We start from the raw sequence: 19,789 nt of genomic DNA on the forward strand, positions 1-19,789 counted from the left end.
AATCGGGCAATCGGAAACGGATATGGCCGAAAATACTCAAGTCGACGTCTCCAGGCTTACCTTCGAGCGCGCGATCGAGGAACTCGAAACGATCGTGAAGCGGCTCGAGGACGGCAAGGTGCCGCTCGAGGAATCCGTGACGATCTACGAGCGCGGCGAGGCGCTGAAGCGCCGCTGCGAGGAATTGCTGCGCCAGGCCGAGGCGCGCGTCGACAAGATCACCACCGATGCCAGCGGCCAGGCCACCGGCACCGCGCCGCTGGACGTGCAGTAGGAAAGCCGAGACTTTCCCGCTCAGTCTTCTGATGGCAGCCCCGAAACGTCATCACGTGGCCGCCCGCATCGATTTCACGATCGCACGGCGCTATCCCGCTGAGCGCCGCGGTTCCGTGCAGGCGGATCGGATGCCGCCCCTTCCGGAAATCGGTCCTTCAGGACCAAAAAAAGATCTCATTCAGGCGAAAAAGCCTGCCAGGGGACCCGGCAAGGCTGGAACCCATTGTCCCGGGCCACGGTTAACCACTCTGGCCCGCCGGTTGCATCTGCATACCCCCAATCGGTCCTGCGGGTTGGCTTTGGCCCAAGCTTTGGTGTAAAGCTGCGCGGAGTGTGGCTTTTTGCAAGCCTTGCGTGGGCAGAGAATTCCGACGACAAGCGCTTCAAACTGCTAATGAAATTGGCTGGGACGGACGAAGCCGATCTAAGTGACAGGGATCACAGAGACTGAACCGGAGCGCACTTAAGCTTACCTAAGCTTGAAGACGGGGCCTTGCCCCATGCAGGTGGCTCCGACGGTTTGAGGACTCGCGCTGCGCCGATATTGTGCAAACCCATCGCGCACCGGAATGACCTTCCGGCGCTGACAAATTGGAAATCGCCGTGAACGCATACAGTAAAACGCCGCTTCTCGACACCATCCGGACGCCGGACGACCTGCGCAAGCTCAAGATCGAGCAGGTTCGCCAAGTCGCCGACGAGCTGCGGCAGGAGACCATCGATGCCGTCTCGGTGACCGGCGGTCACTTCGGCGCGGGCCTCGGCGTGGTCGAGCTCACCACCGCGATTCATTACGTCTTCGACACGCCGCGCGACCGGCTGATCTGGGACGTCGGCCATCAGGCCTATCCGCACAAGATCCTCACCGGCCGGCGCGACCGCATCCGCACGCTGCGCACCGGCGGCGGCCTGTCCGGCTTCACCAAGCGCAGCGAGAGCGATTACGATCCGTTCGGCGCGGCGCATTCCTCGACCTCGATCTCCGCCGGCCTCGGCATGGCGGTGGCGCGCGACCTCTCCGGCGGCAAGAACAACGTTATCGCCGTGATCGGTGACGGCGCGATGTCGGCCGGCATGGCCTATGAGGCCATGAACAACGCGGGTGCGATGAACTCGCGCCTGATCGTCATCCTCAACGACAACGACATGTCGATCGCGCCGCCGGTCGGCGCCATGAGCGCCTATCTGTCGCGGCTCTACTCCGGCAAGACCTATCGCACGCTGCGCGATGCGGCCAAGCAGATCAACAAGCGCCTGCCCAAGATCATCGCCAACCGCGCCAACCGCGTCGAGGAATATTCCCGCGGCTTCATGATGGACGGCGGCACGCTGTTCGAGGAGCTCGGCTTCTACTATGTCGGCCCGATCGACGGCCACAATCTCGACCATCTGCTGCCCGTCCTGAAGAACGTCCGCGACATGGAGACCGGCCCGATCCTGGTCCACGTCGTGACGCAGAAGGGCAAGGGCTACGGCCCGGCTGAAGCCTCCGCCGACAAGTACCATGCCGTCGTCAAGTTCGACGTCGCGACCGGCACCCAGGCCAAGGCCAAGCCGAATGCGCCGGCCTACCAGAACGTGTTCGGCCAGAGCCTCGTCAAGGAAGCGCAGAAGGACGACAAGATCGTCGCCATCACCGCGGCGATGCCGTCGGGCACCGGTGTCGACATCTTCAACAAGGCCTTCCCCGACCGCACCTTCGACGTCGGCATCGCCGAGCAGCACGCTGTGACCTTCGCCGCCGGTCTTGCCAGCGAAGGCTACAAGCCGTTCTGCGCGATCTACTCGACCTTCCTGCAGCGCGGCTACGACCAGATCGTGCATGACGTCGCGATCCAGAACCTGCCCGTCCGCTTCGCCATCGACCGTGCCGGCCTCGTCGGCGCCGACGGCGCCACGCATGCCGGCTCGTTCGACAACGCCTATCTCGGCTGCCTGCCGAACATGGTGATCATGGCGGCGGCCGACGAAGCCGAGCTCGTGCACATGGTGGCGACCCAGGTCGCGATCGACGACCGTCCGAGCTCGCTGCGCTATCCGCGCGGCGAAGGCCGCGGCATCGAGATGCCCGAGGTCGGCATTCCGCTCGAGGTCGGCAAGGGCCGCGTGATTCGCCAGGGCAGCAAGATCGCCCTGCTCTCCTTCGGCACGCGCCTCGCCGAATGCGAGAAGGCGGCCGATGAGCTCGCAGCCCACGGCCTGTCGACCACGATCGCCGACGCGCGCTTCATGAAGCCGCTGGATACCGAGCTGGTGCTCAAGCTTGCCCGCGACCACGAGATCCTGATCACGATCGAGGAAGGCTCGGTCGGCGGCTTCGGCTCGCATGTCGCGCAGTACCTGACCGATCAGGGTGTGCTCGACACCGGCATGGTCAAGTTCCGCTCGATGGTGCTGCCCGACGTGTTCCAGGACCACGACACCCCGGCCGCGATGTACGGCCGCGCCGGTCTCGACGCCAAGGGCATCGTCGCCAAGGTGTTCGAGGCGCTCGGCAAGGACGTCAAGGCCGAGACGGTCAAGCTGGCTTGATCGTGGCTTTCTTCACCTCTCCCGCTTGCGGGAGAGGTCGCGACAAAGGCGCGGGTGGGGAAGCGCAGTTTCGCCGCGATTCGAAGCTTGCCTGAATTTCTCCGAAGCAGTCAGTCATGAAGATCTATCTGGCAGGCCCCGACGTGTTCCTGCCGGATGCAATCGAGATCGGCCGGCAGAAGGTCGCGATCTGCGGTCGCTACGGGCTCACCGGCCTCTATCCGCTCGACAACGCCATCGACCTCACCGCGCCCGATGCCGCACGGCAGATCTTTTGCGGCAACGAGGCGATGATGGATGCGGCTGACGCCATCATCGCCAATCTCACCCCGTTCCGCGGCGCAGGCGCCGATCCCGGCACCGTCTACGAGCTCGGCTACATGGCCGGCCGCCGCAAATTGTGCCTGGCCTATTCCAACGACGGCGCCGCCTATGCCGACCGCCTCGGTCGCTTCATGGAGGTCACCTCCGAGGACGGGCGGCTGGTCGATGCGCAGGGGCTGACGGTCGAGGATTTCGGCCACGTCGACAACCTCATGATGATCCATGCCCTGGAGCTGCACGGCTGCCCGCTGGTGACGCCGGCCGCGATGCCAATCGACGTCTGGCACGATCTGGCCGCGTTCGAGACTTGCGTCCGGATGGCGGCCGCGCGATTGATCGCTACATAAGCGACAAGCCCTGTCCTGGAGAGTCGATTGTCCCCTGCCCGCAAGCGCGCAGATGTATTGCTGGTCGAGCGCGGCCTGTTCGAGAGCCGGGCGCGGGCGCGCGCGGCGATCGAGGCGGGCCTCGTCACCGCCGACGACAAGCCGGTCGCCAAACCGTCGGAGACGATTGCCGAGGACGCCGTGATCCAGGCCGAGCCCGCGCACCCCTACGTCTCCCGCGGCGGCGTCAAGCTCGCCGGCGCGCTGGAGCGGTATCCCATCGAGATCGAGGATCATGTCTGCCTCGACGTCGGCGCCTCCACCGGCGGCTTCACCGAGGTGCTGCTGGCGAACGGCGCGAGCCTGGTGTTCGCCATTGACGTCGGCACCAGCCAGCTGCATGCCTCGCTGCGCGACCATCCCAAGATCGTGTCGATGGAGGCGACCGACATCCGCAGCTATGACGGCAAGCGGCTGCCGGCACGGCCCGATGTCGTCGTCATCGACGTCAGCTTCATCTCCCTGAAGACCGTGCTGCCCGTGGCGCTGTCGCTGGCCGCAGCACCAATGAGCCTGCTGGCGCTGATCAAGCCGCAATTCGAGGCTGACAGGAAGCACAACAAGAAGGGCATCGTCCGCGACGCCGCCGTGCACCGGGAGATCTGCGACGACATTGCCGCCTTTGCCGCTTCGCTCGGCTGCACCGACATCGAGATCTTCCCCTCGCCGATCACGGGCGGCGACGGCAATATCGAATTCTTCCTGGGCGCGCGCCGTGGTTGAGCGTCTCACCATCGACCATGTCGGCCATCGCGGCGACGGCGTCTGCCTCGACGCCGGCGAAGCGATCTACGTGCCCTACACGCTGGGCGGCGAGACCGTTGAGGTCGATCACGTCGTAGGCAACCATCCCGACCGCCGCAAGCTGCTCGCGGTCGACGTCGCAAGCCGGGAGCGCATCGAGCCGTTCTGTCCGCATTTCGGCGTTTGCGGCGGCTGCGCCATCCAGCACTGGTCGACCGAGCCATACCACGCCTGGAAGCGCGGCATCGTGGTGGAGACGCTGGCGCAGGCCGGCATCGATTGCGAGGTGGCGCCGCTGGTCGATGCTCATGGCGCCGGGCGCCGGCGCGTCACGCTGCACGGCCGCTTCGGCACGCATGATATCCTCAAGGTCGGTTTCTCCGCGACGAGCTCACACGACGTCATCCCGATCCATCGCTGCCCGATCCTCGATCCCGCACTCGACGGCGCGCTCGACGCCGCCTGGGCGCTGGCGGAGCCGCTGACGTCCAGGATGCCGGTGACCAAGCCGCTGGACATTCAGGTCACCGCCACCGCCAACGGCCTCGATGTCGACGTGCGTGGCTCCGGCCCGCTGCCGACGCCGCTCGTCACCGCGCTGTCGCGCGTCGCCGAGCAGCACCGCCTGGCGCGGCTGACGCGGCATGGCGAATTGGTGCTGCAACGCCTGGCGCCGACAATAAAGATGGGCCGCGCAGAGGTGACGCTGCCGCCGGGCTCGTTCCTGCAGGCGACCGTCGCGGCCGAAGAGACGCTGGCAGCGCTCGTCGCGGAACGCATCGGCAAGGCCAAGGAGGTTCTCGACCTCTTCTGCGGCGTCGGGCCGTTCGCCTTGCGGCTCGCCGAAAAAGCGCGCGTCACCGCCTATGACAACGACGCCGGCGCTGTCGCAGCGCTGGCAAAAGCAGCGCGCACGCCGGGCCTGAAGCCGATCAAGGCCGAGCCGCGCGATCTGTTCCGCCGCCCCCTGGTGCCGCCGGAGCTGCGCGACTTCGACGCCGTGGTATTCGACCCGCCGCGCCAGGGCGCGCAGGCGCAGGCGCTGAAGCTCGCCGCGAGCAAGGTACCCGTCGTGGTCGCGGTGTCCTGCAACGTCGCAACCTTTGCCCGCGACGCGCGGCTGCTGATCGACGGCGGTTACAAGATCGACGCCGTAGTGCCGGTCGATCAGTTCCGGCACACGCCACATGTGGAGCTGGTGGCGCGGTTCAGCCGGTGACGTTGCACGCGCCCGCTCACCCTCGTCCGGGCCGCTATGCTGACGGCTCGAATTGCGGCTGCCATCGCAACAAATAGGACTGCAGCGAGCGCACCGCGATCGCCAGCAGGATGCCGACGAACATCATGACGAAGATCGCGACCATCATCTCGCTGGCATTGGCGCGCGCCTCCGCTTCGATGATGAGCTTGCCGAGGCCGCGCTCGGCGCCGATGAACTCGCCGACGATGACACCGATCAGCGCGAAGGACACCGCCGGCAAAAGCGAAGCGAACACCCAGGCAAGCGCGGACGGGATCACGACGGTACGCAGCACGGTGAATTCGCTGGCGCCGAGCAGACGGGCGGCCGCGATCTGGTCGCGGTCGACCGCCCGCGTTCCCTCGAACGTGTTGAAGAACACCACGAAGAAAACGACGAGCCATGCGGTCGCGATCTTGGAGAGGTCGCCGAGGCCGAAGATCAGGATGACGAGCGGCACCAGCGCAATGCGCGGTATCGAGTTGAGCGCCACGATGTAGGGCCCGAACACGCGGGCAAGGAAGTCCGAACGGCCGAGGATCAGGCCGGCCGCGATGCCGCTCGCTGAGCCGAACAGAAAGCCCCACCAGGTATTCTTCAGCGTGACGAGCGTGGCGAGCCACAGATTGTTGTCGTTGCCCCTGATGCAGGCGGCAAAGCCGCCGGCGTCAGAGAAGCAGCCGAGCCGCAGAAAGCTCTGCCAGATCAGCGACGGCTTGGCGACGAAATAGGGATCGAGGATTTTGGGCACGTAAGCCCTCGGCAGCAGCGCCTTGCTCCATTCAAAGCCCCACTGCCAGATGACGAGCACGGCCGCGAGAATGGCCAATTGCCAGAACAGGATTACGGTGCGGCTGTTGGACATGGTCAGTCGGCCCTGGTGCGGCGGAATTCTTCGCCGAGGGAGTGCCAGATGTGAGAATAGAGGCGGCCGAATTCGGCGCTCTCGCGCACGGAAACGGGATCGCGCGGCCGCGGGATGGCGACGTCGAAGTCCTCCTTCAGGCGCCCGGGCCGCGCCGAAAGCAGGATGATGCGGCTCGCCAGCGTCAAGGCCTCGCCGAGATCGTGCGTCACGAACAGCACGGTCTGCCGCTCGCGCTCCCAGATCTCCAGCAGCGTCTTGTGCATCTCCAGCTTGGTGTGGGTGTCGAGCGCGCCGAACGGCTCGTCCATCAGCAGGATCTCAGGCTCCAAAATCAGCGTGCGCATCAAGGCGACGCGCTGACGCATGCCGCCGGACAGCATGCGTGGAAAGCTCTGCGCAAAGCCCGAGAGCCCCGCCTTCTCGACCGCCGCAGCGACGCGCCCGGCGCGCTCGGCCTTCGGCAATCCCGCGATCTCCAGCCCATAGCCGATGTTCTGCTCCACGGTTCGCCAGGGAAACAGCGTATCGCGCTGGAAGACATAACCGACCCTGGGGTTGACCTTGCCGGTCTCGACGGTGTCCTGATCGATCAGGATACGTCCACCCGAGCGCGGCAACAGCCCCGCCACCATGTTGAGAATGGTGCTCTTGCCGCAGCCGGACGGGCCGAGCAGCGCGACGAACTCGCCCTGCTTGACCTCGAAGGAGACGTCATCCACTGCCACGAACTCGTGGCCGGACGCGTTGAAGCGCTTGGCAAGTCCCTGCACGGCGATGCGGGTGCGTGCCGCTGTCGCTTCATCCTCGTCGCGCGCGAGCGCAAGACCCTGGCCCGGCGCGGCGATCATTTGTACTTCGCCCTGGCTGCCTGGAGGAAGCTCATGTCGACGACATCCTCGTATTTGGTCTCGGGAATATCCGTGCCCTTGCGGTACCAGGGCTTGGCGCCGCGTTCGAACGCGGGCTTGTCGATGACACCGTCATAGGCCCAGGTCGACTTGTCGAAACCGAGCTCGGCGCTGACCGCATCGGGGTCGATGCCCGAGAAATACTTCGGCGTGACCAGCGCCTGCACCTCCGCGAGCGGCGCAGCTTTCACGAACGCCATGGCGCGGTAGATCGCATTGACATAGGCCTGCACCAACGCCTTGTCCTGCTCGACCGTGTCCTGGAGCGTGTAGATCACGAGCACGGGCAGCGCGCCGCCGAAATCCTTCTCGAACACGCCCGGCTTGGACGTGTCGTAGATCGTCCTGCCAAAGCCCTTCTTTTCGACCTCGACGATCCAGCTCGGCGGCGCCATGATGGCGTCGAACTGCTTGGTCTGGAGCGAGGGGAACATCGTGTTGGGCCCCCCGCCCGCGACCCAGTTCACCCTATCACCGAGCCCGCGCGCCTCGAACACATAGGTGCCGAACACCCAGGTGCCGGAGCCGATGGCGGTGGCGGCAACGATCGGCTTGGCACCGTCAGGCCGCTTGTAGTCGGCAAGCTTCTCGACCGAATTGATCCCGCTGTCGTAGAGGTCCTGCCGGACCATGATGTTGGCGTAGGAGCACACCATCTCGGTGGCGAGCAGGATCTTGCAGGGCTTGCCGCGGGCGCCGAGCTGAAGCGGGTGGCTGGCATCGCCGTGCGCGAACAGTGCCTGCCCCGCCGCCAGCGTCTGGCGTCCGAACGTCCCGGCATTGCCGGTGATGAGCTTTGAATCGAGCCCCTCGTCCTTGAAGTACCCCTTCAGCTCCGCAATCATGCCGATGGCGTAGACAGGCGACACCGGTCCGAAGGCGAGCGAGACCTGCTTGCTTTGCGCAAGCAATCGCTCCGGCAACAGCGATGCTCCGGCCAATGCGGAGCCCGCGATCAGCGCCTGGCGCCTGGTAATGCTCATATGCTCCTCCTCCCTTGTTTCTTGTCCGATACGCCGATCGGTCAGGACGGCGCGACCTTGATCGTCCCTGCCTGTCGCAGCGTGTCGATATCGTCCGGAGACATGCCGATCTCGCTCAGTATCTCGCTGCTATGCTCGCCGATCCCAGGGGGATCATAGCGGTTGGGCAGCCGCCTTCCGTCCATGGAAATCGGCAACAACGGCGTCTTGGCCTCGTTACCGTCGGGCAGCCGAATGGCGGTCAGGCCGCCGGACTGGTTGAGATGCGGATCATCGAAGAGATCGCCGGGCTTGTTGACCGGCGCATAGGGAAGATCGAGCTGCTCGAGGCGCGCGGCAAGATCGGCCTTGTCCCACGGCTTGAAGATCTTCGCGATCTCGGGGATCAGCCAGCCGCGATGATCGACGCGGTCGTTGCTCGTTGCAAAGCGCGGATCAACGAGCCAGGCTTCACGATCGAAGGCGCGGCAGAACGCCTCCCATTGCTCTTCACCGACGATGGTGACGAACAGCTTCGAGCCGTCCCTGGTGTCGAAGAGATCGTAGACCGGCCATGGGCTGTCCTTGATCGAATACGGGATCGACGGCTGGCCGCTGACCACTTCGCACATCATGGCCTGCGCCATCAGGAACACGTTGTTCTCGTACAGCGCGCTCTGGATGTAGCGCCCCCGGCCGGTCCGCTGCCGCTCGGCCAGCGCAGCCTGGATCGCGATCACGCCGAACATGCCGCCCATGACATCGTTGACCGAGGCCCCGGCACGCATCGGGCGGTCAGGCAGGCCGGTCATGTAGGCAAGGCCCCCCATCATCTGCACCACCTCGTCGAGCGCGAGGCGGTTCTCATAGGGTCCAGGCAGATACCCCTTGAGCGAGCAATAGATCAGGCGCGGCGCGAAGGCCGCGACGCTCTCGTAGTCGAGGCCGATCCGCTTCAACAAGCCCGGCCTGAAATTCTCGATCATGACGTCGCTGCTCTCGATCAGCCTGCGTGCGACGTCCTGGCCTTCCGCGGTCGACGTATCCAGCGCGATGCTGCGCTTGTTGCGGCTGTAGGTGGCGAAGAAACCGGCGGCTGGGCCCTTGAAAGTGCGGGTGCGGTCGCCCTTGGGCGGCTCGACCTTGATCACGTCGGCACCGAGATCGGCGAGGATCAAGCCGCAGCTCGGCCCCATCACCATCTGACTGAACTCGATGACACGAATGCCGGCGAGCGGGCGAAGCTCCGATGCCGTCTCACGCGCAACCGGCGTCATGCCGCGCTCCGCAGGACTTTGGGAATGCCGGCCTCGTGCAGATGCCCCGACAAGTGTTTTGCCGGGATATGTCGGGCGAGAATCTCGCGCGTCTGCATCAGACGGTCGAGGTCGATGCCAGTGGAGAGGCCCATGCGCTCCAGCATGAACACGAGGTCCTCGGTGACGATGTTGCCGCGCGCACCGGGGGCAAAGGGGCAGCCACCGAGGCCTGACACGGCGGCGTCGAAGCGGCGAATGCCGGCTTCGAGACCGGCGACGGCGTTGGCAAGGCCGGCGCCGAGCGTATCGTGCAGATGCAGCCGCAACGTCATTTGCGGCCCGACCTCGCGTCGCACGGCTGCAACGATCTGGCCGATCAGCTTTGGGGTGGCGTAACCAACGGTGTCGGCAAGCCCGATCTCGTCGGCACGGGCCTCGGCAAAGGCGCGCGCCACCCGGCACACCGCCGCTTCACTGACCTCGCCTTCGAGCGAGCAGCCGAAGGAGGTGGATATCGCGCCCATCAGTTGCAGACGCTGCCCCACGGGCCGGGCGTCGATCGCGGCGCGAACCGCGCGAAATCCCTCGATCTGCTCATCGACCGTCCGGCGCACATTGGCCTGGTTGTGCGTCTCGCTCGCCGAGATGACGAAATAGATGACGTCGACACCGGCGGCGATGGCACGCTCGGCGCCCTTCACGTTCGGCACCAGCGCACCGATGGTTGCCGACCTGTGCGTGAGCGCGTGCGCCATCACCGTATCGACATCGGCGAATTGCGGCACGACCTTTGGCGGCACGAACGAGCCGGCATCGATCTCGCGCACGCCGGCAGCAGCGATCGTGTCGATCAAGGCGCATTTGGCTTCGGTCGGAACGAAGATGTCGAGATTCTGCAGACCATCGCGGGGAGCGACCTCGCAAATATGGACATCCGGCGCGCGTGCCATCGGGCTCTCCCTGGATCGATTGTATATTGTTGCATAAAAGAACAATCCATGGGACAGTCTGTCAAGCCCTAAACTTTGCGTGCACTGCAATGACTGCATCCGACAGTTCCCGACAGCGCGGCACCCGAACCGACGGTTCCGAACGCGCCGAGCACCTCGCCGGCCTCATCATGGCGTTCGCCCGGCGCGAAGGCATGAAGGCCGGCGACCGCTTGATCGAACAAAGGCTTGCCGACGCGCTGGACCTTTCACGCGCGCCGATCCGGCTCGGCCTCAAGGCTCTGGAGGCCGCGGGGTTGGCGCGCGGCGAGCCGCATCGCGGCTTTGTGCTGGCCAAGAATCCCACAAGCGGCGCAGCCCAACCGGCGCTCGCCGCAGTCAGGCGCAACGAGCAGGTTTATGCGTCCGTCGCAGGCGACGTGCTCGCGAGCCGGCTGCCGACCGACGTTACCGAGGCGGAGCTGAAGCGCCGCTATGACGTCACGCGGGCCGAGCTGCAGCGGCTGCTGGACCGGATCGCTGCCGAGGGCTGGATCGCACGCCTGCCGGGCTATGGCTGGCGTTTCGCAGAGACGGTCTCGAGTCCCGAATCTCAAGCACAGGCCAAGGCGTTTCGTGCGGTGATCGAGCCGGCGGCAATCGCGCAGCCGGGCTTTGCCCTGCCGCAGGAAGTGATCGTACGTCTGCGCGAGCGCCAGCAGCGCGTCTTCGAAGGCGAGCTCGAGAAGATGACGATCGGCGAGATCTTTCACTCCGGCTGCGAATTCCACGAAGACATCATCCGCGGCGCCGGCAATCCCTTTTTTCTCGAAGCGCTCAGGCGCGTGAACTCGATCAGACGCCTGTTCGCCTATCGCAGCTTTGCCGACCGCGACGGCATGCGGCGTCACGTGCGCGAGCATCTGCGCCTGCTCGACATTCTGGAAACCGGGCGTTATGCCGAAGCGGCGGAACTGATGGCCAAGCACCTGCAACGGCCGCTGGTGGCGGGCTTGTCGTGATGCTCAAGCCAGGATTCCCTGGACCCGCCATCCGATCTTGATTCCGCTCAATCGTTCTGGCGCCCGTTGGTGCTAGAGGCTTGCTGTGCAAGGGCATGGAGCGGACGTTTGTGGTTGACCGGCGACAGTTCATCGGGGCCGCGCTCGGGTTGCCCGCGGCTGCGATCGCCGGCTTCCCTGCCGCAGGGGCAACGATGACCTATGACGAGGCAGTGACGACGTCTCGGGCTCCGCTGCAGGCCGTGCCGAGGGATCGCGAGCTCGTGCGCTTTGCCACCCTCGCCGCCAACAGCCACAACACCCAGCCGTGGATCTTCTCCGCTCGCGGCAACGAGATCGCGATTGCACCGGACTTCACGCGCCGCTGCCCGGCCGTCGATCCGGACGATCATCACCTCTTCGTCAGTCTCGGCTGCGCCGCCGAAAACCTCATCCTCGCCGCATCCACGCTGGGCTGGCGCGCCGATCCGGTCATTGAGGGCGACCGGATCGTCATCGCGCTCGAAGAAGCGCCGCCCGCCGCATCGGCGTTGGCGGCCGCGATTCCGGTCAGGCAATGCACCCGCGCGGCGTTCGACGGCAGGCCGGCCGCAACCGAGACCTTGCGCCAGCTCGAAAGCGCCTGCCGCGAACCTGATGTCGCGGCCATCCTGATGACCGAGCGCGCCGCGATCGCCGGGGTCACCGACTATGTGCTCGAAGGCAACTCCGTGCAAATGCGCGACAAGGCCTTCATGCGCGAGCTCGTGAGTTGGATTCGCTTCAACGAGACGGAGGCGCTCGCGACCATGGACGGGTTGTTCTCGCCCGCCTCGGGAAACCCGTCTCTGCCGTCATGGCTGGCACGGCCGCTGCTGAAGTTCTTCTTCACGGAGCGCAGCGAAAACAAGAAGTACCGGGAACAGCTCGCCAGCTCTGCGGGCGTCGTCGTGCTCGCGGCCGATCGCAGCGATACATCGCACTGGATTGCGGTCGGCCGCGCCTGCCAGCGCTTCGGCTTGCAGGCGACCGCGCTCGGGCTCAAATATTCCTTCGTCAACCAGCCGGTCGAGGTGGCGGCGCTGAGGCCGCAATTCGCGGCCTCAATCGGACTGGGCGAGCGGCGTCCCGATATCGTGATGCGTTTCGGGTACGGCCCGGACCTGCCGAAATCGCAGCGGCGTCCGCCGGAGCTTGTGATGCGATCCTAACGCCGAAGGCCGCCCAGGACCGGCGACTCGCCGGGCAGCATGTTCGATCTGATATCGCTGTCCATGCGACCCGAGTCCTGCTGGATGAAACCGGCGCCGAACGACAGACTGAGGTTGGAGGTCGGTTTGAACTCGACGCCCGCAAATGCGCTGGTGCCGGGTACCGCGCCCGACGTCAGCGGCGCCACCGAGCTGCCGATGCCATTGCCATATTTCAACGTCTCGAAGCCGGCAAAGAACGTCACGGGCAAGCCGCCAGCTGTCTTGGTGGTGTAGCCGAACTGCGTGCTGTCATAGGAGAGCGCGCTGAAATTGCCGGCAAGTCCGCTCTGACTAAGCCCGGTCTGACTCTGCCCGGTCTGACTGAGCCCGCTCCAATTGAGGTTGCCGCGCTGGCTGCCGACGAAGAAGCCATTCGCAAAATTAGTGCGCCCGCCTGCGTCACCGGCATTGAAGCTTGGAAAATTGCCGTAAGGATCCGAGCTCTGGCCATCGCTGCCGCCAAAGCCAAACGGTCCGCCCGGTATGACATACCTCAGCGGTGCAACTTGCGCATCAACGGAGGTGCCGCCGAGCCAGAGCACGGCGAAGATAGCTGCAAGACCGCATGAAGTTGCAAGGCGGGACATTCAGGTAACCTTCGAAAACCTCGCAAATCATACCCTCCGGCGATGAGGAATGCCAGCAAGGCTGCGCCGGCATCGCCTCAGCCGGGTTCCGGGATACCCATGCCGAAGGTGAGCTGATTGCCATCGGCATCAACGATGTCGAAATCGCGCATGCCGTAATCGCGATCCTCCGGCTGGTTGATGGCCTGGCGCCACGGCCGGACAATTCGGCATAGAGCTGGTCGACGTCGCGGACGAAAATGCAGAGGCCGCCCTGCCCGGGCAATCGTTTCGTCCTGGCCGCTGCAAGCAGATGCAGAGCGACAACGTCGCGGCAGAGGCAGGCATAGGACAAGGGCGCACACCATATTCGAAGGTGACCTCGAACCCGAGCACGTCGCGGTAATAGGCGAGGCTCGCGGCGATGTCGGAGACGACGAAAACGGTGGCGGAGCCGGCCATCATGGGATGTTCGTCGGTCATCTGTCCTCTCCAAGTCGCGAGCAATCTCCCGCACGCAGCCTAGCATGCGCGCCCGAGGTCTTGCACGGGTCGCGCCGCAACGTAAGCTGGTCATGAAGCGGGCCCTCTTGCCGCTGACGATGCCGCATCTGACGGAACGGACTGACGATGTCTGGCGGCTGATCGGCGATGGCGCCCTTGCGGCCGCCCGCGAAGTCTTGCGCAAGATCGAGGGGCAGTTGAAGGCGCTGCCTCAATGAAGCATGGAGAACTCGGTGACATCTGACGACCCGGTCGTATACGAGCGTCTCGACGACATCGCCCGCATCACGCTGCGCCGCTCGCCCGTCAATGCGCTGAGCCTCGAGATGATCCGCGCAGTTGTTGCCGCCTTCCGCCGCGCTGCGGACGACGACGGCGCACGCGTGGTCGTGCTGGCGAGCGCAATTGCAAAACGTTTTTCGGCGGGCCTCGACCTCGACATCCTGCTTGGCAGATCCGGCGCCGAGATCCGGGAATTCCTCCAGGCGCTCTATATCGACCTTTACGATGCCCAGTACGGGCTCGGAAAGCCCTCGATCGCCGCGGTCGGCGGCGCGGCGCGGGGCGGCGGCATGACCATGGCGGTGTCCTGCGACGTGGTGCTGGCAGCCGAGAGCGCGACGTTCGGCTATCCCGAGATCGACGTCGGCGTCATTCCCGCGATCCACTACGCGCATCTGCCGCGCATCGTCGGACGACACCGCGCCTTCGAGCTGCTGTTCACCGGCCGGGTCTTCAGCGCCATGGAAGCACGCGATCTCGGCGTGGTGAATCGCGTCATCGCGGATGCGGAGCTCGAGGCCGAGGTCGCGAAGCTCGCTGCGCAGTTCACCGGCAAATCAGCCGCGGTGCTGCGCATGGGCCGCGCGGCCTTCATGCGCCAGATCGATCTCGACTATCGCCGCAGCATTGCAAGCGCCGTGGACGATTTCTGCAACGTCGCGACGTCGGATGAGGCGCAGGAGGGCTTGAGGGCGTTCGTGGAGAAGCGGACGCCGAAATGGTGAGGACAGCAGGCCCCGCGCGTGTCGGGGCGCCGCGCGTTCAGGCGGTCCTGTCGACGGAGGACGACGTGTCGGCCGGCGGATATTTCGTCACCGGCACCATGAAGGATTTCGTGCCGACCTGGTAGATGACCTTGCCGTTCTGCCCGTCATCGGTCGCGATCTGCGTCTGCCCGAACATGATGACGTTCTTGTAGACGTAGCCGGTGCCCTGGCGCGTGACGCCGTCGGTGGTGACGCTGACCTGCGCTTCCTTGCCATTGACCGCGAGCACCTTGAAGCTCGCGCTCTTGCCGTTGGCGCTGGAATAGCCGCCCCAGCTTCCCATGAGGCGGCTGTCGGAAGCCGGCGGGGCCTGCTTCTCGAGATTCGCGGTCTGCTTGCCGGCGCCCCCGAAGGAGAACAGCATCACCATGTTCTTGCCGTCCTTGGTGCCGACCGTGACCCCGCCAAAAGTGATAAGTGTGCCCTGAACCTCGGCAAAGCCGCGCTCGGTGTGCCCGTTATGGGTGTACTCGACCTGCGCCCGGGCGCCGCGGATGTTCACGACCTTGAAGCCGACGGGCTGGTTGTTGCCCACCCAATTGCCCTTCCAGTCGCCGACCAGAGCACTCTGGTGATACAGCCGCTCGTTGGCGGGCGAAATCTGGTTGGTGCTCGATGTGACGGTGGCCATTGGACTGCTCGGAGACAGGTCTGACAAACCCGCTTTCGTTCGCCTCAGCAGATGTCAGGGTGCTGGCTCGAAACGGACAGAAACCACGCGATTAGGGACACGCGCCGGTTAACGATCGATTAATTTCAACTGCCGGGTGCGGTGGGGCAAATGATCTCATCTTCGGTAGGCGCGGGCATCGTCCGGACAACCCGAGTTCTAGAAGGCGAGCCTCAACCCGCCGCGCCCGCCATAAACCACACTCGAGTCCGACGCCTTCAGGTAGTCGCCAGAGACGAAGAAGCTGGCCGCGCCTCGGCTGAGCTCGAGGCCGCCTCCGCCCAGAACACCCCAGATCGTGTCGGCGCCCGGCGTTGCGAACGGAATGGCCTCGCCGAGCAGCGTGGCGTTCACCGCCGCACCGCCCACCCGTTGCGCGCCGAGCACGCCAACGCGGAGGCTCCCGGTGATCACCGCAAAGTCGGCGCTACGGATCGTTCCCGATAATTTCAGCTCAGCGCGCTCCTCGAGCTCCGACAGCCGGCGTCCGCCCACCGTCAGACTCGCCGTCGAAGCGCTCTCGTTGTAGCCGCCGAGGTTGCCGGCGAGATAGCGGATGCGTCCCACCGGGGTCAGCCGCCACGTCGTGCCGCCCATCTCGCCCAGCTCGATGTGACGCCCGAGACCGAGTTCGGGGATCGCGTACAAGCCGGCGTAGTCGCCCAGGGCAGTCTCGATCCCGGTCGGCGCCAGATTGTTGCTGACCACGCGGGAGCTATGTCCTGACAAGCGGCCGAGCTGGATCATCATGTCGAGGAAGGTGTCGCCGAACGTGCCGCGGGCGAAGGCGCCGCCGAACGCGACATCCGAGCTGACGCCGTTGAGATTGAGATCCTCCGTGCTCCGCATGGCGCCCGCGCCGACGAACGCGCCGAGACGAAAGAACGGATTGGCCTGCCAGTCTCCGCCGATGAAACCGCCCTGGAAGCGATTGACGGTGTGGAGCAGCGGGCCTGTTGCCGATTGATCTCGCTCGCCGGCGAAGCCGCGCGCCCACATGCTCACTCCGCCGCCATAGACGGCCGTCGGCCCCTGCGGCGTCATCACCGCGGCGAAGGCCTCGCGCGCGCCCTGCGCCGGTCTGACCCCCGTGGCGTAGCTCATCGCCGGTCTCGCAGCGGGCGGAGGCGGCTCCGCCAGCGGCAGCGCCGACGTCACCGCCGCGGAGAACGCCAGGATGTTGCGGTTGGTCGCCGCGAAAGGCGTGGGATCGACCGTGACGACCCGCGATCCCTGCACGATGTAAGGCCCCGCCGAAGTGACGGTCACGCCCGCGAGCGAGTTGAAAGTGTAATTGAAGTTGCCACCGCGGAAATCCACCCGATCGGCGCCGCCGCCGAGATCGATGCGGCCGATGATCCGGGAGCCGGCGAACGAAGTGAGCGTATCGGCCGCAGAACTTAAGGAAATCGCCAGGCTGCTGATATTCGCCGCCGCTATCAGGCCGGCATTGCTGATATCGGCCCTCAACGCATAGATCGCCGAAGCGCCGGGATCGCTGACCGACACCGTGCCGGTGTTGAAGAGCGTGAGATCGACGGTTGTGATCGCAATGCCCCGCCCCGCGATCGTGCCGGAATTGTTGATCGCGGCGATCCCGGCATCGATCGCAACCGCGTTGGAGAGGATCGCGCCGGAATTGTCGATAGTCGCCGAGCTCACCGAAACGGCGGAGACGCTTCCCGAGACGGTGCCGCTATTGACGAGCTTGACGCCAGAAAACGAAGCGATGCCGTAGGAGCCGCCGGAAATGCTGCCGCTGTTGGTGATGTCGCCGGCCCCGACGAGGTTGATGGCCCGCAAATTCCCGACGATCGAGCCGGAGTTGACGATGGTCGCGCTCGCGGCACTGAGGCCGTCGGAATTGCCGCGCACCAAGCCTGAATTCGTCAGCTTCAGGCTGCCGCTGAGATCGATGCCGGGGCCGCCGGTGGCGGTGATGGAGCCGGAGTTGGCGATGGTGGCCGTGGCGCCGTGAACACCTGACGTCACGCCGCTGATCGATCCGGAATTGGCCAGGGTGAGGGCCGTAACATCGATCGCCGCCGCGGTGGCCGCGGCGATCGAGCCCGAATTGGTGATGGCGGCGGTCGGTGCGAAGATCGCCGTCGTCTGCCCGCTGATCACGCCCGAATTGACCAGCGCGAGGTTGACGAATGCATCGATGGCGGTGCCGCCGGTGCCGCTGATCGTGCCCGAATTGACGATGTTGCCAACGTTGGTGAAGATGCCGAACTGGCCCGAAACGCTGCCGGAATTGTCGAGGTTCAAGGTGAAGCCGGAGGTCCCGATGCCGATGCTGGCGCCACTGATCGTGCCGCGATTGGCGATCGTTGCGCCCGCGGAATCGACGGCGGTGCCGCCGGACAGGATCGTGCCGCTATTGTCGATCGTCGCGCCGTTCACCGACAAGGCGGCATTGTCGCCATACACCAATCCGCGGTTCGCGAGCTTGACGGTGGAAAACGAGAGAATGCCGTAATTGCCGGAAATGTTGCCGCTGTTGGTGATGTCGCCAAAGCCGCTCAGGCTGATCGCCTGGCCGGACGTGCCGACGATCAAGCCGGAATTGGCAATGGTCGCAGTCGCCGCGCGGACACCGTTCTGGCTGCCTTGCACGGATCCCGAATTGGTCAACGTCAGGCTGCCGCTGAGATCGATGGCGGTGCCTCCGCTCGCGAAGATCAGGGCGGAATTGGTGATCGTGGCCGTGGCGCCGAGAACGCCGGACGTGACGCCGCTCACCGTGCCGCGATTCAGCAGGCTCCCGGTATTGAAGGTGATGCTCGCGGCACCCGCCGTGACCGTGGCGCCGGTGTCCACGGTGACGTTCAGATTGGTGAAGCCGGCACCGCCGTAGCCGCCCGCCGTCGCGCCAGTGCAGACGGCCGACACATCGTTCCCGGCCGCGGGCGTGCATGCGGCTTCGGCCCGTGCCGTCAGCAGCATCGAGACGGAAGCGCAGGCGGCGGCGATCGCCACGCAGCGTGCTGCTACGGCGCCAATTTTCGAAGCCATGTGTGCTGGGAATGATGCGGCAATTGCGTGTGCGAGATGGGAAACGAAGAGAAACGAACACTCAACTCTTAGGTTGCTTTGCAACGGCCGGCAATCGAGTTGGAACCGGGTCGAACGCGGCTCGCCCGGGTTGTGGCTAATCCGCCACAAAGCCGACTGCGACGCTACCGTCATCGCGATCGTCGCCACGAGACGGCAGCGAGCATTGGCGACGTAGCACGCCGCTCAGCGCCCCCAGCGGTCCGACCAGATCTTCTCGCCGATCAGGCAGTTGACGCGCGGCTCCTTGTCGGCGACGGGCATCACGGGGCGCTCCGGCGTGCGGCCGGCGACCTCCATCAGCAGCTTGGTGCGGATCGCCTCCTTGAACTTGTCGCGGTCCTTGATCGTGATGACGAAGGAGCCCGGACCGCCGATGACGCAGTCCTCGTAGTAGAAATCGAGATTGTCGATATCCATGGTCGAATAGGACGGCTCCTTGACCATGATCGGCAGGCCGTTGATGACGACGCCCTTCTCCAGCGCGGCGTCCCGCGCCACCGTGACCGGACCGCCATTGTTGTTGGGGCCGTCGCCGGAAATGTCGATCACACGGCGCAGGCCCCGATAGGGATCCTCGTCGAACAGCGGCATCGCGAACGTGATCGCACCGGAGATCGAGGTGCGCGAGGCGCGCCGGATCGGCGTCTTCATGATCTCGGCGGCGACTGCATCCGCCGTCTCCGGGCCGTCGATCAGCCGCCAGGGAATGATGATCTTCTGGTCGCTCGAGGCGGCCCACTCGAAATAGGTCACCGCGATCCGGCCGTTCGGTCCGAGCTTCAGCGCCTGAAGAAATTCCTTCGACTGGATCGCCTGCGCATAGCCTTCGCGCTGGATCGCGAGCTCGTCCATGTCCATGGAGTAGGACACGTCGACCGCGAGGATCAGCTCGACGTCGACCGTCTGCGCGTCCCTGTCGGCCGCAAACCGCTGCGGCTGGTTCTTTGGCGGTTCAAATTTTGGTCCTGGTGCCGCGATGCCCGCGACGTCCCCTCCGGCAAACATGCCGGCAACCAGCACAGCCCCGATCGAGAACAGCAAACGCATCGCAGTCTCCCGTCGTATGACGCGATGGTGACATGCAATCGCCGAGCCGCAAAGGGCGAAGATCGCTTGCGCTTCACATTCGAGTTAGGAAGCTGCGGGTCGGGACTGTGCACGCCCTTGCGCGAAGCTGCCGCCGTGTTGCCGCGCTCGCGCCGATGGAACGCGCCAGATTGCTCGCATCATCGGGGCTCGCGTTGCGCAAAGCCGGAAC

At 65.3% G+C, this 19,789-nt stretch carries 19 protein-coding genes; 9 read left to right on the forward strand and 10 right to left on the reverse strand.

Annotation, left to right across the window (positions count from 1 at the left end):
* The first annotated feature begins 22 nt into the window (after nucleotides 1-22).
* From CIT37_RS29695 to CIT37_RS29715, 5 genes are all read left to right on the forward strand, one after another.
* Nucleotides 23-274 (forward strand): exodeoxyribonuclease VII small subunit, encoded by a 252-nt coding sequence (locus CIT37_RS29695; protein ID WP_008132970.1) that lies wholly within the window; start codon nucleotides 23-25, stop codon nucleotides 272-274.
* 605 nt (nucleotides 275-879) lie between these two features.
* Entirely contained in the window at nucleotides 880-2,808 is a 1,929-nt protein-coding gene (gene dxs, locus CIT37_RS29700) for a 1-deoxy-D-xylulose-5-phosphate synthase (RefSeq protein ID WP_028144212.1), read from the forward strand.
* Between the two features lie 116 nt (nucleotides 2,809-2,924).
* Entirely contained in the window at nucleotides 2,925-3,479 is a 555-nt protein-coding gene (locus CIT37_RS29705) for a nucleoside 2-deoxyribosyltransferase (RefSeq protein WP_028144211.1), read from the forward strand.
* 27 nt (nucleotides 3,480-3,506) lie between these two features.
* On the forward strand, nucleotides 3,507-4,241 hold the full coding sequence (locus CIT37_RS29710; RefSeq protein WP_028144210.1) for a TlyA family RNA methyltransferase: 735 nt from the start codon (nucleotides 3,507-3,509) through the stop codon (nucleotides 4,239-4,241).
* Nucleotides 4,234-5,481, forward strand: a complete 1,248-nt coding sequence (locus CIT37_RS29715; protein ID WP_028144209.1) for a class I SAM-dependent RNA methyltransferase — start codon at nucleotides 4,234-4,236, stop codon at nucleotides 5,479-5,481. The genes CIT37_RS29710 and CIT37_RS29715 overlap by 8 nt, the downstream gene beginning before the upstream one ends.
* Nucleotides 5,482-5,515: 34 nt before the next feature.
* Here the strand turns inward: CIT37_RS29715 and CIT37_RS29720 are convergent, their stop codons facing one another.
* From CIT37_RS29720 to CIT37_RS29740, 5 genes are read right to left on the reverse strand one after another with little or no spacing between them, the layout of a single operon-like run.
* On the reverse strand, nucleotides 5,516-6,367 hold the full coding sequence (locus CIT37_RS29720) for an ABC transporter permease (protein ID WP_028144208.1): 852 nt from the start codon (nucleotides 6,365-6,367) through the stop codon (nucleotides 5,516-5,518).
* Nucleotides 6,368-6,369: 2 nt separating this feature from the next.
* Nucleotides 6,370-7,218, reverse strand: coding sequence for an ABC transporter ATP-binding protein (locus CIT37_RS29725; RefSeq protein ID WP_028144207.1), 849 nt, complete (start codon nucleotides 7,216-7,218; stop codon nucleotides 6,370-6,372).
* A complete protein-coding gene (locus CIT37_RS29730) occupies nucleotides 7,215-8,261 on the reverse strand; it encodes an ABC transporter substrate-binding protein (RefSeq protein ID WP_028144206.1) in 1,047 nt (348 codons plus the stop codon). The genes CIT37_RS29725 and CIT37_RS29730 overlap by 4 nt, the downstream gene beginning before the upstream one ends.
* Before the next feature lie 41 nt (nucleotides 8,262-8,302).
* The gene (locus tag CIT37_RS29735; RefSeq protein WP_028144205.1) at nucleotides 8,303-9,517 is read right to left on the reverse strand and encodes a CaiB/BaiF CoA transferase family protein; all 1,215 of its coding nucleotides are present in this window, start codon (nucleotides 9,515-9,517) and stop codon (nucleotides 8,303-8,305) included.
* On the reverse strand, nucleotides 9,514-10,449 hold the full coding sequence (locus CIT37_RS29740) for a hydroxymethylglutaryl-CoA lyase (RefSeq protein ID WP_028144204.1): 936 nt from the start codon (nucleotides 10,447-10,449) through the stop codon (nucleotides 9,514-9,516). The genes CIT37_RS29735 and CIT37_RS29740 overlap by 4 nt, the downstream gene beginning before the upstream one ends.
* Before the next feature lie 89 nt (nucleotides 10,450-10,538).
* Between CIT37_RS29740 and CIT37_RS29745 the strand changes: the two genes are divergently transcribed.
* Together CIT37_RS29745 and CIT37_RS29750 are read left to right on the forward strand one after the other, a co-directional pair.
* Nucleotides 10,539-11,450, forward strand: coding sequence for a GntR family transcriptional regulator (locus tag CIT37_RS29745; protein WP_244611292.1), 912 nt, complete (start codon nucleotides 10,539-10,541; stop codon nucleotides 11,448-11,450).
* Between the two features lie 95 nt (nucleotides 11,451-11,545).
* Entirely contained in the window at nucleotides 11,546-12,640 is a 1,095-nt protein-coding gene (locus tag CIT37_RS29750; protein ID WP_095426441.1) for an Acg family FMN-binding oxidoreductase, read from the forward strand.
* On the opposite strand, the gene CIT37_RS29755 is transcribed toward CIT37_RS29750, so the two are convergent.
* Together CIT37_RS29755 and CIT37_RS29760 are read right to left on the reverse strand one after the other, a co-directional pair.
* Complete coding sequence (locus tag CIT37_RS29755; RefSeq protein WP_038950553.1) at nucleotides 12,637-13,269, reverse strand: hypothetical protein; 633 nt, start codon at nucleotides 13,267-13,269, stop codon at nucleotides 12,637-12,639. The two genes, CIT37_RS29750 and CIT37_RS29755, sit on opposite strands and share 4 nt — an antisense overlap.
* Before the next feature lie 129 nt (nucleotides 13,270-13,398).
* Entirely contained in the window at nucleotides 13,399-13,731 is a 333-nt protein-coding gene (locus CIT37_RS29760) for a VOC family protein (RefSeq protein WP_244611293.1), read from the reverse strand.
* A gap of 92 nt (nucleotides 13,732-13,823) precedes the next feature.
* On the opposite strand from CIT37_RS29760, the gene CIT37_RS29765 reads away from it, so the two are divergent.
* Complete coding sequence (locus tag CIT37_RS29765; RefSeq protein WP_154694139.1) at nucleotides 13,824-13,970, forward strand: hypothetical protein; 147 nt, start codon at nucleotides 13,824-13,826, stop codon at nucleotides 13,968-13,970.
* A gap of 15 nt (nucleotides 13,971-13,985) precedes the next feature.
* The gene (locus CIT37_RS29770) at nucleotides 13,986-14,759 is read left to right on the forward strand and encodes an enoyl-CoA hydratase/isomerase family protein (RefSeq protein WP_049806705.1); all 774 of its coding nucleotides are present in this window, start codon (nucleotides 13,986-13,988) and stop codon (nucleotides 14,757-14,759) included.
* 37 nt (nucleotides 14,760-14,796) lie between these two features.
* Here the strand turns inward: CIT37_RS29770 and CIT37_RS29775 are convergent, their stop codons facing one another.
* From CIT37_RS29775 to CIT37_RS29785, 3 genes are all read right to left on the reverse strand, one after another.
* Nucleotides 14,797-15,432, reverse strand: a complete 636-nt coding sequence (locus CIT37_RS29775; RefSeq protein ID WP_028144198.1) for a hypothetical protein — start codon at nucleotides 15,430-15,432, stop codon at nucleotides 14,797-14,799.
* Between the two features lie 198 nt (nucleotides 15,433-15,630).
* Entirely contained in the window at nucleotides 15,631-18,453 is a 2,823-nt protein-coding gene (locus tag CIT37_RS29780) for an autotransporter outer membrane beta-barrel domain-containing protein (RefSeq protein ID WP_210210276.1), read from the reverse strand.
* 261 nt (nucleotides 18,454-18,714) lie between these two features.
* Nucleotides 18,715-19,578, reverse strand: coding sequence for a DUF1194 domain-containing protein (locus tag CIT37_RS29785; RefSeq protein ID WP_028144196.1), 864 nt, complete (start codon nucleotides 19,576-19,578; stop codon nucleotides 18,715-18,717).
* Between the last annotated feature and the right edge of the window lie 211 nt (nucleotides 19,579-19,789).

Source organism: Bradyrhizobium ottawaense (assembly GCF_002278135.3).
Classification (GTDB): Bacteria; Pseudomonadota; Alphaproteobacteria; order Rhizobiales; family Xanthobacteraceae; genus Bradyrhizobium; species Bradyrhizobium ottawaense.

Excerpts from the sequence above, each read along its gene's own strand:
- CIT37_RS29740 (WP_028144204.1), bottom strand. The coding sequence starts at position 10,449 with ATGGCACGCGCGCCGGATGTCCATATTTGCGAGGTCGCTCCCCGCGAT.
- CIT37_RS29760 (WP_244611293.1), bottom strand. The coding sequence starts at position 13,731 with ATGACCGACGAACATCCCATGATGGCCGGCTCCGCCACCGTTTTCGTC.
- CIT37_RS29735 (WP_028144205.1), bottom strand. The coding sequence starts at position 9,517 with ATGACGCCGGTTGCGCGTGAGACGGCATCGGAGCTTCGCCCGCTCGCC.
- CIT37_RS29695 (WP_008132970.1), top strand. The coding sequence starts at position 23 with ATGGCCGAAAATACTCAAGTCGACGTCTCCAGGCTTACCTTCGAGCGC.
- CIT37_RS29705 (WP_028144211.1), top strand. The coding sequence starts at position 2,925 with ATGAAGATCTATCTGGCAGGCCCCGACGTGTTCCTGCCGGATGCAATC.
- CIT37_RS29750 (WP_095426441.1), top strand. The coding sequence starts at position 11,546 with ATGGAGCGGACGTTTGTGGTTGACCGGCGACAGTTCATCGGGGCCGCG.
- CIT37_RS29720 (WP_028144208.1), bottom strand. The coding sequence starts at position 6,367 with ATGTCCAACAGCCGCACCGTAATCCTGTTCTGGCAATTGGCCATTCTC.
- CIT37_RS29775 (WP_028144198.1), bottom strand. The coding sequence starts at position 15,432 with ATGGCCACCGTCACATCGAGCACCAACCAGATTTCGCCCGCCAACGAG.
- CIT37_RS29730 (WP_028144206.1), bottom strand. The coding sequence starts at position 8,261 with ATGAGCATTACCAGGCGCCAGGCGCTGATCGCGGGCTCCGCATTGGCC.
- CIT37_RS29745 (WP_244611292.1), top strand. The coding sequence starts at position 10,539 with ATGACTGCATCCGACAGTTCCCGACAGCGCGGCACCCGAACCGACGGT.
- CIT37_RS29725 (WP_028144207.1), bottom strand. The coding sequence starts at position 7,218 with ATGATCGCCGCGCCGGGCCAGGGTCTTGCGCTCGCGCGCGACGAGGAT.
- CIT37_RS29785 (WP_028144196.1), bottom strand. The coding sequence starts at position 19,578 with ATGCGTTTGCTGTTCTCGATCGGGGCTGTGCTGGTTGCCGGCATGTTT.
- CIT37_RS29755 (WP_038950553.1), bottom strand. The coding sequence starts at position 13,269 with ATGTCCCGCCTTGCAACTTCATGCGGTCTTGCAGCTATCTTCGCCGTG.
- CIT37_RS29765 (WP_154694139.1), top strand. The coding sequence starts at position 13,824 with ATGAAGCGGGCCCTCTTGCCGCTGACGATGCCGCATCTGACGGAACGG.